Annotated in this window: 14 protein-coding genes; 11 read left to right on the forward strand and 3 right to left on the reverse strand. The window is 60.7% G+C overall.

All coding sequences use genetic code 11. The annotated features are described in order from the left end of the window. The first annotated feature begins 6 nt into the window (after positions 1 to 6). From phnL to phnP, 5 genes are read left to right on the forward strand one after another with little or no spacing between them, the layout of a single operon-like run. Positions 7 to 687 (forward strand): phosphonate C-P lyase system protein PhnL, encoded by a 681-nt coding sequence (gene phnL, locus IM299_RS16285; protein WP_193357811.1) that lies wholly within the window; start codon positions 7 to 9, stop codon positions 685 to 687. Beyond that, complete coding sequence (gene phnM / locus IM299_RS16290) at positions 684 to 1,820, forward strand: alpha-D-ribose 1-methylphosphonate 5-triphosphate diphosphatase (RefSeq protein ID WP_193357812.1); 1,137 nt, start codon at positions 684 to 686, stop codon at positions 1,818 to 1,820. The genes phnL and phnM overlap by 4 nt, the downstream gene beginning before the upstream one ends. Continuing rightward, positions 1,817 to 2,368 carry a ribose 1,5-bisphosphokinase gene (phnN, locus tag IM299_RS16295; RefSeq protein ID WP_028015204.1) on the forward strand — a complete coding sequence of 184 codons (552 nt, stop codon included), beginning with the start codon at positions 1,817 to 1,819 and terminating at the stop codon, positions 2,366 to 2,368. The genes phnM and phnN overlap by 4 nt, the downstream gene beginning before the upstream one ends. Continuing rightward, positions 2,361 to 2,795 (forward strand): aminoalkylphosphonate N-acetyltransferase, encoded by a 435-nt coding sequence (phnO, locus tag IM299_RS16300; RefSeq protein WP_193357813.1) that lies wholly within the window; start codon positions 2,361 to 2,363, stop codon positions 2,793 to 2,795. The genes phnN and phnO overlap by 8 nt, the downstream gene beginning before the upstream one ends. Positions 2,796 to 2,804: 9 nt before the next feature. Then, positions 2,805 to 3,563, forward strand: a complete 759-nt coding sequence (gene phnP, locus IM299_RS16305) for a phosphonate metabolism protein PhnP (protein WP_193357814.1) — start codon at positions 2,805 to 2,807, stop codon at positions 3,561 to 3,563. A 52-nt stretch (positions 3,564 to 3,615) separates the two neighbouring features. Here phnP and yjdP read toward each other — a convergent pair whose 3' ends face one another. Then, complete coding sequence (gene yjdP / locus IM299_RS16310; protein WP_028015201.1) at positions 3,616 to 3,939, reverse strand: DDRRRQL repeat protein YjdP; 324 nt, start codon at positions 3,937 to 3,939, stop codon at positions 3,616 to 3,618. A 69-nt stretch (positions 3,940 to 4,008) separates the two neighbouring features. Continuing rightward, positions 4,009 to 6,288 carry an ATP-binding protein gene (locus IM299_RS16315; RefSeq protein ID WP_193357815.1) on the reverse strand — a complete coding sequence of 760 codons (2,280 nt, stop codon included), beginning with the start codon at positions 6,286 to 6,288 and terminating at the stop codon, positions 4,009 to 4,011. Positions 6,289 to 6,413: 125 nt separating this feature from the next. On the opposite strand from IM299_RS16315, the gene IM299_RS16320 reads away from it, so the two are divergent. From IM299_RS16320 to IM299_RS16345, 6 genes are read left to right on the forward strand one after another with little or no spacing between them, the layout of a single operon-like run. Next, positions 6,414 to 7,934: a sugar ABC transporter ATP-binding protein gene (locus IM299_RS16320; protein ID WP_028015199.1), complete on the forward strand. Its 1,521-nt coding sequence runs from the start codon at positions 6,414 to 6,416 to the stop codon at positions 7,932 to 7,934. Next, positions 7,931 to 8,926, forward strand: a complete 996-nt coding sequence (locus IM299_RS16325; RefSeq protein ID WP_032662554.1) for a ribose ABC transporter permease — start codon at positions 7,931 to 7,933, stop codon at positions 8,924 to 8,926. The genes IM299_RS16320 and IM299_RS16325 overlap by 4 nt, the downstream gene beginning before the upstream one ends. 30 nt (positions 8,927 to 8,956) lie before the next feature. Further along, positions 8,957 to 9,898, forward strand: a complete 942-nt coding sequence (locus tag IM299_RS16330) for an ABC transporter substrate-binding protein (RefSeq protein ID WP_028015197.1) — start codon at positions 8,957 to 8,959, stop codon at positions 9,896 to 9,898. A 49-nt stretch (positions 9,899 to 9,947) separates the two neighbouring features. Further along, positions 9,948 to 10,634, forward strand: coding sequence for a D-lyxose/D-mannose family sugar isomerase (locus IM299_RS16335; protein WP_047362631.1), 687 nt, complete (start codon positions 9,948 to 9,950; stop codon positions 10,632 to 10,634). A gap of 10 nt (positions 10,635 to 10,644) precedes the next feature. Beyond that, positions 10,645 to 11,505, forward strand: coding sequence for a ketose 1,6-bisphosphate aldolase (locus tag IM299_RS16340; RefSeq protein WP_028015195.1), 861 nt, complete (start codon positions 10,645 to 10,647; stop codon positions 11,503 to 11,505). Next, positions 11,502 to 12,509 carry a carbohydrate kinase family protein gene (locus IM299_RS16345; RefSeq protein ID WP_127336332.1) on the forward strand — a complete coding sequence of 336 codons (1,008 nt, stop codon included), beginning with the start codon at positions 11,502 to 11,504 and terminating at the stop codon, positions 12,507 to 12,509. Before IM299_RS16340 ends, IM299_RS16345 begins: the two co-directional genes overlap by 4 nt. Here the strand turns inward: IM299_RS16345 and IM299_RS16350 are convergent. Next, positions 12,506 to 13,237, reverse strand: coding sequence for a response regulator (locus IM299_RS16350; RefSeq protein WP_193357836.1), 732 nt, complete (start codon positions 13,235 to 13,237; stop codon positions 12,506 to 12,508). The genes IM299_RS16345 and IM299_RS16350 overlap by 4 nt on opposite strands. Positions 13,238 to 13,402 lie beyond the last annotated feature (165 nt).

Genomic DNA, 13,402 nt, shown 5'->3' on the forward strand with positions numbered 1-13,402 from the left:
GCCAACATGATCCACGTTGAAAGTGTCAGTAAGACCTTTGTGCTCCACCAGCAAAATGGCGTGCGCCTGCCGGTGCTGCAAAACGCCTCGCTAGAGGTGAGTCAGGGTGAATGCGTGGTGCTGCACGGCCACTCCGGCAGCGGTAAATCGACCCTGCTGCGCTCCCTGTACGCCAACTATTTACCGGACGAAGGCCACATCCATATTCGCCATAACGAAGAGTGGATCGATCTGGTTCAGGCCCCGGCGCGCAAGGTGCTGGAAGTGCGCCGCTCAACGATCGGCTGGGTCAGCCAGTTCCTGCGGGTGATCCCGCGGATCTCCGCCCTGGACGTGGTGATGCAGCCCCTGCTGGATCTCGGCGTACCGCGCGAAACCTGCGCCGCCAGGGCCGCCAGCCTGCTGACGCGCCTCAACGTGCCGGAGCGCCTGTGGCACCTCGCCCCGTCGACCTTTTCCGGCGGCGAGCAGCAGCGTGTGAATATCGCGCGCGGGTTTATCGTCGACTATCCGATTTTACTGCTGGATGAACCCACCGCCTCGCTCGACGCTAAAAACAGCGCAGCGGTGATAGCGCTGATCGAACAGGCCAAAGCGCGCGGGGCGGCGATCGTCGGGATCTTCCACGACGACGCCGTCCGCACCCGCGTGGCGGACAGGCTGCACCCGATGGGGACAAACGCATGATTATCAATAATGTCAGGCTGGTGCTGGAAAATGAGGTCGTGAAGGGTTCGGTTGAAATCCAGGACGGCGTCATCCGCGCCTTTGCCGAAACCCAAAGCCGCTCCCCGGAGGCGATGGACGGCGAAGGCGGCTGGCTGCTGCCGGGGCTGATTGAGCTGCATACCGATAATCTGGATAAATTCTTCACCCCGCGCCCGAAGGTGGACTGGCCCGCCCATTCGGCGATGAGCAGCCACGACGCGCTGATGGTCGCCAGCGGCATCACCACGGTGCTGGACGCGGTGGCGATCGGCGACGTGCGCGACGGCGGCGATCGTCTGGAAAATCTGGAAAAGATGATCAACGCCGTGGAGGAGACGCAAAAGCGCGGCCTCAACCGCGCCGAGCACCGCCTGCACCTGCGCTGCGAGCTGCCGCATCACACCACCCTGCCGCTGTTTGAAAAGCTGGTTGGGCGCGAGCCGGTCTCGCTGGTCTCCCTGATGGATCACTCCCCGGGACAGCGCCAGTTCGCCAACATTGAAAAGTACCGTGAATACTATCAGGGCAAGTATTCACTCAGCGATGCGGAGATGGCGCGCTATGAAGAAGAGCAACTGGCGCTTGCGGCACAATGGTCGCAGCCGAACCGCCTCTCCATTGCCGCGATGTGCCGCGACCGCAACATTGCGCTGGCCAGCCATGACGACGCCACGCACGATCACGTGCGCGAATCCCACCAGCTTGGCAGCGTGATCGCCGAATTTCCCACCACGTTCGAAGCGGCTGAAGCCTCCCGCAAACACGGCATGAACGTGCTGATGGGCGCGCCGAACATCGTGCGCGGCGGATCGCACTCCGGAAACGTGGCGGCAAGCAAACTCGCTTCCCTCGGCCTGCTGGATATCCTCTCGTCTGACTACTACCCCGCCAGCCTGCTGGACGCGGCCTTCCGCGTTGCAGACGACGAGGACAACCGCTTTACGCTGCCGCAGGCGATTCGACTGGTGACGAAAAACCCAGCCAGCGCGCTCAACCTTCACGACCGCGGTGAGATTGCCGAAGGCAAACGGGCAGACCTGGTGCTGGCGCACCGCAAGGGCGAGCACGTTCATATCGACCACGTCTGGCGTCAGGGAAAAAGGGTGTTCTGATGGGAAGACTCATCTGGTTAATGGGCCCGTCCGGCTCGGGAAAAGACAGCCTGCTGTCGGCGTTACGGCAGCGTGAACATTCACAGCTGCTGGTGGCGCACCGCTACATTACCCGCGCGGCGAACGCTGGCAGTGAAAACCATATCGCCCTGAGCGAGCAGGAGTTTTTTACCCGTGCCGGGCAAAATCTGCTGGCGCTGAGCTGGCACGCGAACGGCTTTTATTACGGCGTCGGCATCGAGATCGACCTCTGGCTGCACGCGGGCTTCGACGTGCTGGTTAACGGCTCGCGCGCGCATCTGCCGCAGGCCAAAGCCCGGTACGAAGCGGCGCTGCTGCCGGTCTGTTTGCAGGTTTCTCCGGATATTCTGCGCAGCCGCCTGCAAAGCCGGGGACGCGAAAATGCGCGTGAGATCGACCAGCGGCTGGAACGTGCGGCGCGCTACACCCCGTCGGGCTGTCACGTCCTCAATAACGACGGAAGTTTGCTACAGTCAGTCGAGACCTTTTTATCGCTTATTCGCCAGAAGGAGAGACAGCATGCCTGACTGCCAGCTTCGCCCCGCCATCGCCGACGATGCGCAAATTGTTTACGCCCTGATCTGTGAACTGAAGCAGGCAGAGTTCGATCACCAGGCGTTTCACGCCGGATTTCTGGCCAACCTTCAGGATCACAACATGCGCTACCAGCTTGCCGAGCTGGACGGACATGTCGTCGGCATGATCGGCCTGCACATGCAGTTTCACCTGCATCACGCCCGCTGGATCGGCGAGATCCAAGAGCTGGTGGTGATGCCGCAGGCGCGCGGGTTAAAGATTGGCAGCCAGCTGCTCGCCTGGGCAGAAGACGTTGCGAGGCAGGCCGGTGCCGAGCTAACGGAGCTCTCCACCAGCGTGAAGCGCACGGACGCCCACCGCTTTTACGTTCGTGAGGGATATACTCAGAGCCATTTTCGCTTCACCAAACCGCTGTAGAGGTGCGTTATGAGTCTGACCATCACGTTAACGGGAACCGGAAGCGCACAGCTGGTCCCGGTCTTTGGCTGCGACTGCGCGGCGTGTCGCAGGGCGCGTTTGCAGGACAACTATCGCCGTCGCCCCTGTAGCGCGGTGGTCAAATTCAACGATGCAGTCACCCTGCTGGATGCGGGTATTCCGCACCTGATGGACGACTGGCCGGCGGGAAGCTTCCAGCAGTTTTTGCTCACGCACTATCATATGGATCACGTCCAGGGGCTGTTCCCCCTGCGCTGGGGCGTGGGCGCAACCATCCCGGTCTACGGCCCGCCGGATGAAGCGGGCTGTGACGACCTGTTTAAACATCCCGGCATTCTGGATTTCAGCCACACGGTCGAGCCGTTCGTGATGTTTGAGCTGCAGGGGCTGCGGGTCACGCCGCTGCCGCTCAACCATTCAAAACTGACCTTCGGGTATCTGCTGGAATCGGCCCATAGCCGCGTGGCGTGGCTTTCTGATACCTCCGGGCTGCCGGATAAAACGGTGACGTTTCTGCTCAACAATCAGCCACAGGCGATAATCATCGACTGCAGCCATGAACCGCGTCCGGAGACGCCGCGCAATCACAGTGATTTAAATACGGTGATTGCCCTGAACGAGGTGATTGGCTGTCCGCAGGTGATCCTGACGCACATTAGCCACCAGTTTGACGCATGGATGATGGATAACCCGCTGCCGGACGGCATTGAAGCGGGATATGACGGGATGGTACTGGTGCTGGATTAGGTTTTCTCCCTCTCCCGTGGGAGAGGGTTGGGATGAGGGCAACAGGCCGCACTTAGCCGCGATCGTAATCGTCTTCCAACCTGCGCTCATCTTCTTCTAACCGACGCCTGTCGTCGTCCAGCTGGCGCTGACGCTCGTCTAAGCGGCGGCGTCTGTCTTCGAGCTGCCGACGACGATCGTCGTACTGTCGGCTGTCGATTTGACGGCTGCGGTCGTAACGATCGTCGTCATCGTCATTACGGCTGCTGCTGGGGTTGTAGGCATCGTTGATCGCCTGCTGAATGTTGCCAATGGCGTCATCAATCACATCGGCATGCGCCAGTTGGCTGGTTAAAGTCAGCAGACCAAATAACAGGACGGTAGAGTAACGTTTCATAAGGCCAGACTCGCAGGGGAACTGGCCTTACGGTAATGAATGGCTGGGAACCGGGGTAGCGGAGGATTCTCAAATTACCATCACCTTCCGCAGCGCCTGCGCCAGCTGCTGGCGGGTAAACGGCTTACGCAGTAACGGAACGTCCGGCAGTTGCGGGTTATGCGCCGGGCGCAAATCCTGCCCGCTGATCAGCAGCACCGGAAGCTGCGGATAATGGCTGCGCACATGGTTAATCACCTCGGCTCCGCTCAGGCTTCCGGGCAGCATCAGATCGCTGATAAACATGCCAATATCCGGCGACGCCGCCAGCATGTTCAGGGCCTGTTCGCCGCTGTCCGCTTCGAGCGTCAGGTAGCCAAGCTGATGCAGCTGTTCGCACAGGGTCTGACGGACATCCGCTTCGTCCTCCAGCACCAGCACCAGGCGCTCGCTATCGACGGAGGCGGTGGCAGACAGCGCTTCATCAACTGCAGCGACGGGCAGCATCGAGCGCGGGAGGTGAAGCCGCACGGTGGTGCCCTGTCCCGGTGCGCTTTCAATCTCCACGCGACCACCGGACTGACGCACAAAACCGTATACCATCGACAGGCCTAACCCGCTCCCGCTTCCTGTCTGCTTGGTGGTGAAGAACGGTTCAAAGACCCGGGATTTAACCTCCTGCGACATGCCGCTGCCGTGGTCAATGACCTCCAGCGCCACCATATCCTGCCTGCGCCCGTCGCTGCGGGTCACGCGCTGGTTCCAGGTGCGAATTTTGATCACTCCGCTTTGCCCCTCCATCGCATCACGCGCGTTCATCACCAGGTTGATAATGGCGTTTTCCAGCTGGCTGACGTCTATCCACGCGGGCCACGCCGGGGACTGCGCTTCAATCTCCAGGGTCAGGGTGGCAGGCAGAGAGTGGCGCATCAGTTCCCGGAGGTTCTCCAGCAGCGGCAGCATCTCTACCGCATGCGGCGTCAGGGATTGCTTGCGGGAAAACGCCAGCAGGCGCTGGGTCAGCAGCGCGCCGCGTTCGGCGGCCTTTAGCGCCCGGGTAATGCGCGGCGCGTCTTTTGATTCGGTGTCGGTGAGCTCAAGGCTGCCGATGATCACCGCCAGCAGGTTATTAAAATCATGCGCCAGCCCGCCGGTCAGCTGCCCAACCGCCTTCATCTTCTGGCTATGCAGCAGCGCCTCTTCCAGCCCCTGACGCTCGACGCGGTCGATCTCCATCTGCGTGGTTTTCTCTTTCAGCAGACGCGTGGTGTGCTCAAGCGAGGCGGTGTTGCGGGCAAAAACGTTAAACGCGCGCGCCAGCTCGCCCAGCTCGTCGCGCCGCTGCAGCGCAGGAACAGAAACATCCTGTTCACCGTGGGCAAGTCGCGACATCGCCCGGGAGATGGCCGTCAGGTTGGAGCCCAGATTGCGGTAGATATACCAGCAGGCGCAGCCGGTGATGATCAGCGCCAGCACGGCGAAGATGCTGATAAACACGCTGATGGATTGCAACTCGTGATGGCTCTGGGCCGTGCGAAGCCGGGAAGCCTGCGCCACCTGCTCAACGTACTGATTAATATCGCTATTAAGGATCGCCACCAGCGCCTTAATGTGGAACATATACCAGCTGATGGACAGATCGCTCTCCTCCAGCTGCTTCGACAGCGGGGCAAGCTTGCGCAGCTCGGCGTTAAAATCGGGCAGAACGCCCTCCACGACCGGCTGTATGGCGCTTCGGGGCAGCGTGGCGGTCACGGCGTCCAGCTGCTGAACGGTAGCACGCGGCGAAGGTGTATCAATCGCGGCCGCGATCAGCCGATCCATCTCCATCAGCTGCCGCGCGTCCGGCACGTTGCTGCCGAAGCGGCGATTGATGTCCTGAAGATGGCGTAAATAGCTCTGGCTTTGATAGAGCGAGCTCAGCAGCGCGTTACGCTCAAGATGCCGCTTTTGCCCACGCTCCAGCATCCCCGTTACGCTTTGCTGTAATTCATTGCTTCTGCGAATAATCCGCGCCACCAGCGCCGGCTCCTGCTGCGCCAGCGGGGCATCCGCCAGCTGTTCCAGCGAGCGGCGCAGCGCCGTTTGCATCTGCTTCAGCCGCTCGGCCTCGCCTTTGTACTCCAGCGCCCCCACTACCTGCGAAAGCCGCACCGCCGCCGTTGCCACGTTGGCCGTGTCGCGCGCGAGGTTCATGCTCCCGGTCATGTCGTCCAGCGTTTGCTGTTGGACCTGCTCCTGGATCTGGCTGGCATGACGAAAGCCGAGCACCGCCACGCCGCTCACCATCAGCGTGACGGCAACCACCAGCAGGTTAAATATCAGCAGGCGACCGCGGGCGCTGGAGAAGAACGGGGGGCGTGAAGACATGTTGACTCCGTAACTGTGATCCACATTCGCTATTCATAACTATGACAAATATGAACAGCTTCTGACATTTTGCATTTACGCACCTGTGATGAAGTGCAGATATCGACATTCACAGGAGATCCGCCATGAGCAGAACCCCGGTTTTAGAGATGCGCCACATTGCCAAAACCTTTGGCAATTTCCACGCGCTCAAGGGCGTAGATTTGACGGTCTTCCCCGGTGAGATCCACGCGCTGATGGGGGAAAACGGCGCGGGAAAAAGCACGCTGATGAAGATCCTCGCGGGGGCCTATACCGCCACCGGCGGCGAGATCCTGATCGACGGCCAGCCGTTTCACATCAAAGGGCCGAAGGACGCGCTGGCCGCTGGCATTACCCTGATTTACCAGGAGATGCAGCTCGCCCCCAATCTGACCGTCGCGGAAAATATCTTCCTCGGCAGCGAGTTGTCGCGCGGCGGGCTGGTGCAGCGCAAGGAGATGGCCGCCCAGGCGCAGGCGGTGATTGACCGTCTCGGCGCGCAGTTCAGCGCCACCGACCTGGTGATGAAGCTGACCATCGCCGAGCAGCAGCAGGTGGAAATCGCCCGCGCGCTGCACCGCAACAGCCGCATCCTGGTGATGGACGAACCCACCGCCGCCCTCTCCTCCCGCGAAACCCACCGCCTGTTTGAACTGATTTTGCGCCTGCGCGATGAAGGCATGGCGATTATCTATATCAGCCACCGCATGGCGGAAGTGTATGAACTCTCTGACCGCGTGAGCGTTCTGCGCGACGGGCAGTACGTCGGCAGCCTGACGCGCGACAAGCTCAACGCCTCCGAGCTGGTAAAAATGATGGTGGGCCGCCCGCTCAGCGATCTGTTCAACAAAGAGCGCGATATCCCTCTCGGCAGCCCGCGTCTCAACGTGCACCACCTCACCGACGGTAAAAAAGTGCAGCCATGCAGCCTGCAGGTGCGCTCCGGTGAAATCGTCGGGCTGGCGGGGCTGGTCGGGGCCGGACGCTCCGAGCTGGCGCAGTTGATTTTCGGCGTGCGCAAGGCCACCGGCGGGATGATTGAGGTGGACGGCGAGCCGGTGGTGATCCACTCCCCGCGCGCGGCCATTGAAAACGGGATTGGTTTTCTCACCGAGAACCGCAAGGAGCAGGGGCTGTTTCTGGAGCTGGCGGCGCAGGAGAACATCACCATGGCGACGCTGGAGCGCGACGCCACCTTCGGCATGCTTAACCGCAAAAAAGCCCAGTCCATTTCCGATGACGCTATCGCCCTGCTTAACATCCGCGTGCCCCATTCTCAGGTGCGCGCGGGCGGGCTCTCCGGCGGCAACCAGCAAAAGCTGCTGATCTCCCGCTGGGTGGCGATTGGCCCGCGCATTCTGATTCTCGACGAACCCACGCGCGGGGTGGACGTCGGTGCCAAAAGCGAGATCTACCGCATCATGAACCAGATGGCGCGCAAGGGGGTGGCGATTCTGATGATCTCCAGCGAGCTGCCGGAAGTGGTAGGCATGAGCGACCGGGTGTACGTAATGCGGGAAGGCAGCATTGCGGGTGAACTGCACGGGCGCGACATCTCTCAGGAAAATATTATGACGCTGGCAACCGGCGTGAACGACACACATCATCAGGCGGTGCAATCATGACAACTCCAACCCATCCGCAGCAGGTGGCGAAATCCGCCTCCGCCAAAAAAATGCTGATGAGCGATCTGATGCAAACGGTCGGCATTTTGCCGATTTTAATCCTGATTGTGGCGGTGTTTGGGTTTATCGCCCCGAACTTCTTTACCGAAAGTAACCTGCTCAACATTACCCGTCAGGCGTCGATCAACATCGTGCTGGCGGCGGGGATGACCTTCATCATCCTGACAGGCGGGATTGACCTCTCCGTGGGCTCGATTCTCGGCACCACGGCGGTGGCGGCGATGGTGGTCTCGCTTATTCCTGAATTCGCGATGCTCTCCATTCCGGCGGCGCTGATGCTCGGCATGGTGCTGGGGCTGTTCAACGGCGCGCTGGTGGCCTTCGCCGGGCTGCCGCCGTTTATCGTCACGCTCGGCACCTATACGGCGCTGCGAGGCGCGGCGTATCTGCTGGCGGACGGCACCACGGTGATTAACTCCAACATCAGCTTCGAGTGGATCGGCAATAACTACCTCGGCCCGATTCCGTGGCTCGTAGTCATTGCCCTGGCGGTCATCGCTATCTGCTGGTTCATCCTGCGCCGCACCACGCTCGGCGTTCATATCTACGCGGTCGGCGGCAACATGCAGGCGGCGCGCTTAACCGGCATCAAAGTCTGGCTGGTGCTGCTTTTTGTCTACGGCATGAGCGGCCTGCTCTCCGGCCTCGGCGGGGTGATGAGCGCCTCGCGCCTCTACAGCGCCAACGGCAACCTCGGCACGGGTTACGAGTTGGATGCGATTGCGGCGGTGATCCTCGGCGGCACCAGCTTCGTCGGCGGGATCGGCACGATCACCGGCACGCTGGTGGGGGCGCTGATCATCGCCACCCTCAACAACGGCATGACGCTGATGGGTGTCTCCTACTTCTGGCAGCTGGTGATCAAAGGGGCGGTGATCATCATAGCGGTGCTGATCGACAAATACCGTACCCGACATCATCAAAGTGCATAACAACAATACCCTACAAGCGAGGAAGACAAGATGCGTTTGAAACCCTTAGTGACCGCGCTCTGTGCTGGTGCCCTGCTGGCCGCAACGCCGTTTGCGCAGGCAAAAGATCTGAAGTCCATCGGCGTGACGGTGGGCGACCTGGCTAACCCGTTCTTCGTGCAGATCACCAAAGGTGCCGAGCTGGAAGCACGCAAGCTGGCTGGCGATAACGTCAAGGTGACGCTGGTTTCCAGCGGGTACGATCTGGGCCAGCAGGTGTCGCAGATCGATAACTTCATCGCCGCGAAGGTGGACATGATCATCCTCAACGCTGCGGACTCCAAAGGGATCGGCCCGGCGGTGAAGCGAGCCAAAGAAGCGGGGATCGTGGTCGTGGCGGTGGACGTGGCGGCGGAAGGGGCCGATGCGACCATCACCTCCGATAATACCCAGGCGGGGGAAATGGCCTGTAAGTACATTACCGACCGCCTGAAAGGCAAAGGCAACGTGGTGATCATCAATGGACCGCCGGTCTCCGCGGTGCAGAACCGCGTGGAAGGCTGCCAGACGGAATTCAAAAAACATCCGGATATCAAGGTGCTCTCGGACAACCAGAATGCCAAAGGCAGTCGTGAAGGCGGGCTGGAAGTGATGACCTCTCTGCTGGCGGCCAATCCGAAGATCGACGGCGTATTCGCGATTAACGATCCGACCGCGATCGGCGCCGATCTGGCGGCGAAACAGGCCCAGCGCAACGAGTTCTTTATCGTCGGCGTGGACGGTTCCCCGGACGGTGAAGAGGCGCTGAAGCGCGAAAACTCCCTGTTTGTGGCGACCCCGGCGCAGGATCCGCAGGTGATGGCGGCGAAGGCGGTGGAGATCGGCTATGACATTCTGCAGGGCAAACCTGCGCCGAAAGAGCCTGTGCTGATCCCGGTGACGATGATCGATAAAAAGAACGTCGGCACGTATAAGGGGTGGACGGTTAAATGATCCTTTTCCCTCTCCCACAGGGAGAGGGAACTGTTTTCAAGGAGTCCCCATGAAACGCTCCGACATTAACGAAATCCTCGGCCACACGCGGCAATTTTTTTCCATGCACGACGTGCATCTCCCGCCGTTTGCCAGCTTTCCACCCACAAAATGGCAGCAGCTTGATCGGGCCGCGTGGCAGGAAGTGTTTGACCTCAAGCTCGGCTGGGACGTGACCGCTTTCGGCGGCAACAGCTTTGCCGCACAGGGTCTGACGCTGTTTACCCTGCGCAACGGCTCCCCCAACGGCGTGCCGTATAAGAAATGCTACGCCGAAAAAATCATGCACGTGCGCGACGGCCAGGTGACGCCGATGCATTTTCACTGGCGCAAGCGGGAAGACATCATTAACCGGGGCGGCGGGAACCTGATTATTGAGTTATGGAATGCCGGGGCGCATGAAGAGACAGAAAACACCGACGTGACCGTCACGATTGACGGCTGTCGGCAAACCCATGCTCCCGGCAGCCAGCTGCGCCTCACACCAGGGGAAAGCATCTGTCTCACGCCCGGTCTGTATCACAGCTTCTGGGGCGAACGCGGCTTTGGCGACGTGCTGGTGGGCGAAGTGTCGTCGGTGAATGACGACGAGCACGACAACCACTTTTTGCAGCCCGTTGCCCGCTATAACAACATCGAAGAAGACGAACCGGCGGTGCTGGTGCTGTGCAACGAGTACAACCTGTTTCGGAGATAAGGAGTGAATGATGCCACTGATTTCTCTTGCCGACGGTCTTGAGCACGCCAGGAAACACCGCTACGCGCTGGGCGCGTTCAACGTGCTCGACTCCCATTTCCTGCGCGCGCTGTTTGCCGCCGCAAAGCAGGAACGCTCGCCGTTTATCATCAACATCGCCGAAGTGCACTTTAAGTATGTGTCCCTGGATTCGCTGGTCGAAGCGGTTAAGTTCGAAGCCGCCCGCCACGATATTCCCGTGGTGCTGAATCTCGACCACGGTCTGCATTTCGAGGCCGTCGTGCGCGCCCTGCGCCTGGGGTTTAGCTCGGTGATGTTCGACGGCTCGACGCTGAGCTACGAGGAGAACATTCGTCAGACCCGGGAAGTGGTGAAGATGTGCCACGCGGTGGGCGTCTCGGTGGAGGCGGAGCTGGGCGCGGTCGGCGGGGATGAAGGCGGCGCGCTGTACGGACATGCGGATGAAGCGTTCTTTACCGACCCGCAGCTGGCGCGGGAGTTTGTCGATAAGACCGGCATCGACGCGCTGGCGGTCGCCATCGGCAACGCGCACGGCAAATACAAAGGCGAGCCGAAGCTCGATTTCCCGCGCCTGGACGCCATTCGTCAGCAGACGGGGCTGCCGCTGGTGCTGCACGGCGGCTCCGGGATTAGCGATGCCGACTTCCGCCGCGCCATCGAGCTGGGCATTCATAAAATCAACTTCTACACCGGCATGTCGCAGGCCGCGCTCGCCGCCGTTGAGCAGCGTATGGCGAACCGCCAGCCGCTGTACGATGAGTTTGCCGAACTGCTGCTGGGGATAGAAGAGGCGATAACCGATACGGTCGCCGAACAGATGCGCATCTTCGGCAGCGCGGGGCAGGCATGATGGAACGCAAAGGTATCATCGCCGCAGGCAATATGCTGGTGGACCACGTCCACCAGATCGTGCAGTGGCCGGAGCGCGGCTGGCTGGCGGAAATCACCCACAGCGAACGCTCAACCGGCGGCGCGCCGCTCAACGTCCTGCTGACGCTGGCAAAAATGCACGTTGGCCTGCCGCTGCAGGCGGTGGGGCTGATTGGCGAAGACGGCGACGGGGACTACATTCTGGCAATGCTCGACCAGTACCACGTCAACCGCCAGCGCGTACAGCGCACCACCTTTGCGCCAACCTCCATGTCGCAGGTGATGACCGATCCCAGCGGGCAGCGCACCTTTTTCCACTCGCCGGGCGCCAACCGTCTGCTGGATCTTCCCGCCTTCGATCGTCTCGATGGATCGATGAAGATCTTCCATCTCGGCTACCTGCTGCTGCTCGACAGCCTGGATATGCCGGATGACGAATTTGGCACCCGCAGCGCGCGGCTGCTGGCGCAGATGCGCGAGCAGGGGTATGAAACCTCCCTTGACCTGGTGTCCCGCAAGGGCGACCCGCGCTATCAGCCGCTGGTACTCCCTGCCCTGCGCCATCTGGATTATCTGGTGATTAACGAGCTCGAGGCCGGTGAGTTTAGCGGGCTGGAGATGCGCGACGCCGACGATGCGCTGAACGTCGCCCATATCGCCGATGCCGCGGCGCAGCTGCTGGCGGCAGGCGTTCGTCAGCGGGTGGTAATCCACTGCCCGGAAGGGGCATGGGGTGAAACACCGGGAGAGGCAGGCCGATGGGTTCCGTCCTGGAAGCTGGAGCAGAACGAGATTATCGGCAGCGTCGGCGCGGGCGACGCGTTTTGCGCGGGCTTTTTATACGGCTGCCATGAATCGCTGCCGCTGACAGAAAGTATTTATCTGGCGCACGCCTGCGCGCGGGCAAGCCTGCTGGCGGCCAATGCGATTGACGGCGCGAAAACGCTGGCCGAGCTGCAGCTGTTTATTAAAGAGAATACTTAGGCCGCTTTCTCGCTATGAGACACATCGGCGGCAAAAACGTAGCCCAGACCGCGCATGGTTTTGATGAGCTTAGGCTGATGCGGGTTGACCTCGATTTTTCGCCGCAGGCGCATGATCAACACGTCAATCGTGCGGTCGTATACCTCAGTACTTTCGCTGTGGGTGAGCTCAAGCAGCTGCTCGCGGCTCAGTACCCGGCGGGCATTTTGCGTTAGCGCCAGCAGCAGGCCATATTCACCCTGAGTCAGTGGCACGGCGTTACGCTGCGGATCAATCAGTTCACAGCGGGCGGTGTCCAGCGTCCAGTCGTTGAAGGTTATCCCCGCCGCACGTGGCATCGGCGCTTCGGCTGCCAGCGCTCCGGTACGACGCAGCACGGCCTTAACGCGGGCCACCACCACGCGTGGATTAAACGGTTTGCCAATATAATCGTCAGCCCCCATCTCCAGCCCCACCACCACGTCTGATTCACTGCCCAGCCCGGTTAACATGATCACCGGTAGCGCCGGGCGCTGCTTTTGCAGCTGCAGCAAAACCTGCAGGCCGTTGATGTCCGGCAGCATCATATCCAGCAGAACAAGGGCGATAGCCGGCTCCTGTTGGACCTGCCGCAGCGCATCCTGGCCGTTGTGGCAGACAAGTACGCTAAAGACATGCTCGCTCAGCACATCCTGCAGCAGTTCACACACTGCCATATCGTCATCAACCACCAGAATCGCCGGTTTCATCATATGCTTCCGTCAGGGGATTATGTTAAGTCTGAACCATTCTGCCGTCGGCTCCAGTGAAATGAATTTTTCCGTGACGGAAATTCAACCCATGTCACATCCGCCGCTCATTCGACACGTCAATTTTGACGATTGTCTGCTTTTCGTCAGGGATTTCGCCGGGAA

This window comes from Enterobacter cloacae complex sp. P47BA (genome assembly GCF_014930485.1).
In the GTDB taxonomy this organism is placed as follows: domain Bacteria; phylum Pseudomonadota; class Gammaproteobacteria; order Enterobacterales; family Enterobacteriaceae; genus Enterobacter; species Enterobacter bugandensis.

Excerpts from the sequence above, each read along its gene's own strand:
- yjdP (WP_028015201.1), bottom strand. The coding sequence starts at position 3,939 with ATGAAACGTTACTCTACCGTCCTGTTATTTGGTCTGCTGACTTTAACC.
- IM299_RS16350 (WP_193357836.1), bottom strand. The coding sequence starts at position 13,237 with ATGAAACCGGCGATTCTGGTGGTTGATGACGATATGGCAGTGTGTGAA.
- IM299_RS16330 (WP_028015197.1), top strand. The coding sequence starts at position 8,957 with ATGCGTTTGAAACCCTTAGTGACCGCGCTCTGTGCTGGTGCCCTGCTG.
- IM299_RS16320 (WP_028015199.1), top strand. The coding sequence starts at position 6,414 with ATGAGCAGAACCCCGGTTTTAGAGATGCGCCACATTGCCAAAACCTTT.
- IM299_RS16340 (WP_028015195.1), top strand. The coding sequence starts at position 10,645 with ATGCCACTGATTTCTCTTGCCGACGGTCTTGAGCACGCCAGGAAACAC.
- IM299_RS16325 (WP_032662554.1), top strand. The coding sequence starts at position 7,931 with ATGACAACTCCAACCCATCCGCAGCAGGTGGCGAAATCCGCCTCCGCC.
- phnL (WP_193357811.1), top strand. The coding sequence starts at position 7 with ATGATCCACGTTGAAAGTGTCAGTAAGACCTTTGTGCTCCACCAGCAA.
- IM299_RS16335 (WP_047362631.1), top strand. The coding sequence starts at position 9,948 with ATGAAACGCTCCGACATTAACGAAATCCTCGGCCACACGCGGCAATTT.
- IM299_RS16315 (WP_193357815.1), bottom strand. The coding sequence starts at position 6,288 with ATGTCTTCACGCCCCCCGTTCTTCTCCAGCGCCCGCGGTCGCCTGCTG.
- phnP (WP_193357814.1), top strand. The coding sequence starts at position 2,805 with ATGAGTCTGACCATCACGTTAACGGGAACCGGAAGCGCACAGCTGGTC.
- IM299_RS16345 (WP_127336332.1), top strand. The coding sequence starts at position 11,502 with ATGATGGAACGCAAAGGTATCATCGCCGCAGGCAATATGCTGGTGGAC.
- phnM (WP_193357812.1), top strand. The coding sequence starts at position 684 with ATGATTATCAATAATGTCAGGCTGGTGCTGGAAAATGAGGTCGTGAAG.
- phnO (WP_193357813.1), top strand. The coding sequence starts at position 2,361 with ATGCCTGACTGCCAGCTTCGCCCCGCCATCGCCGACGATGCGCAAATT.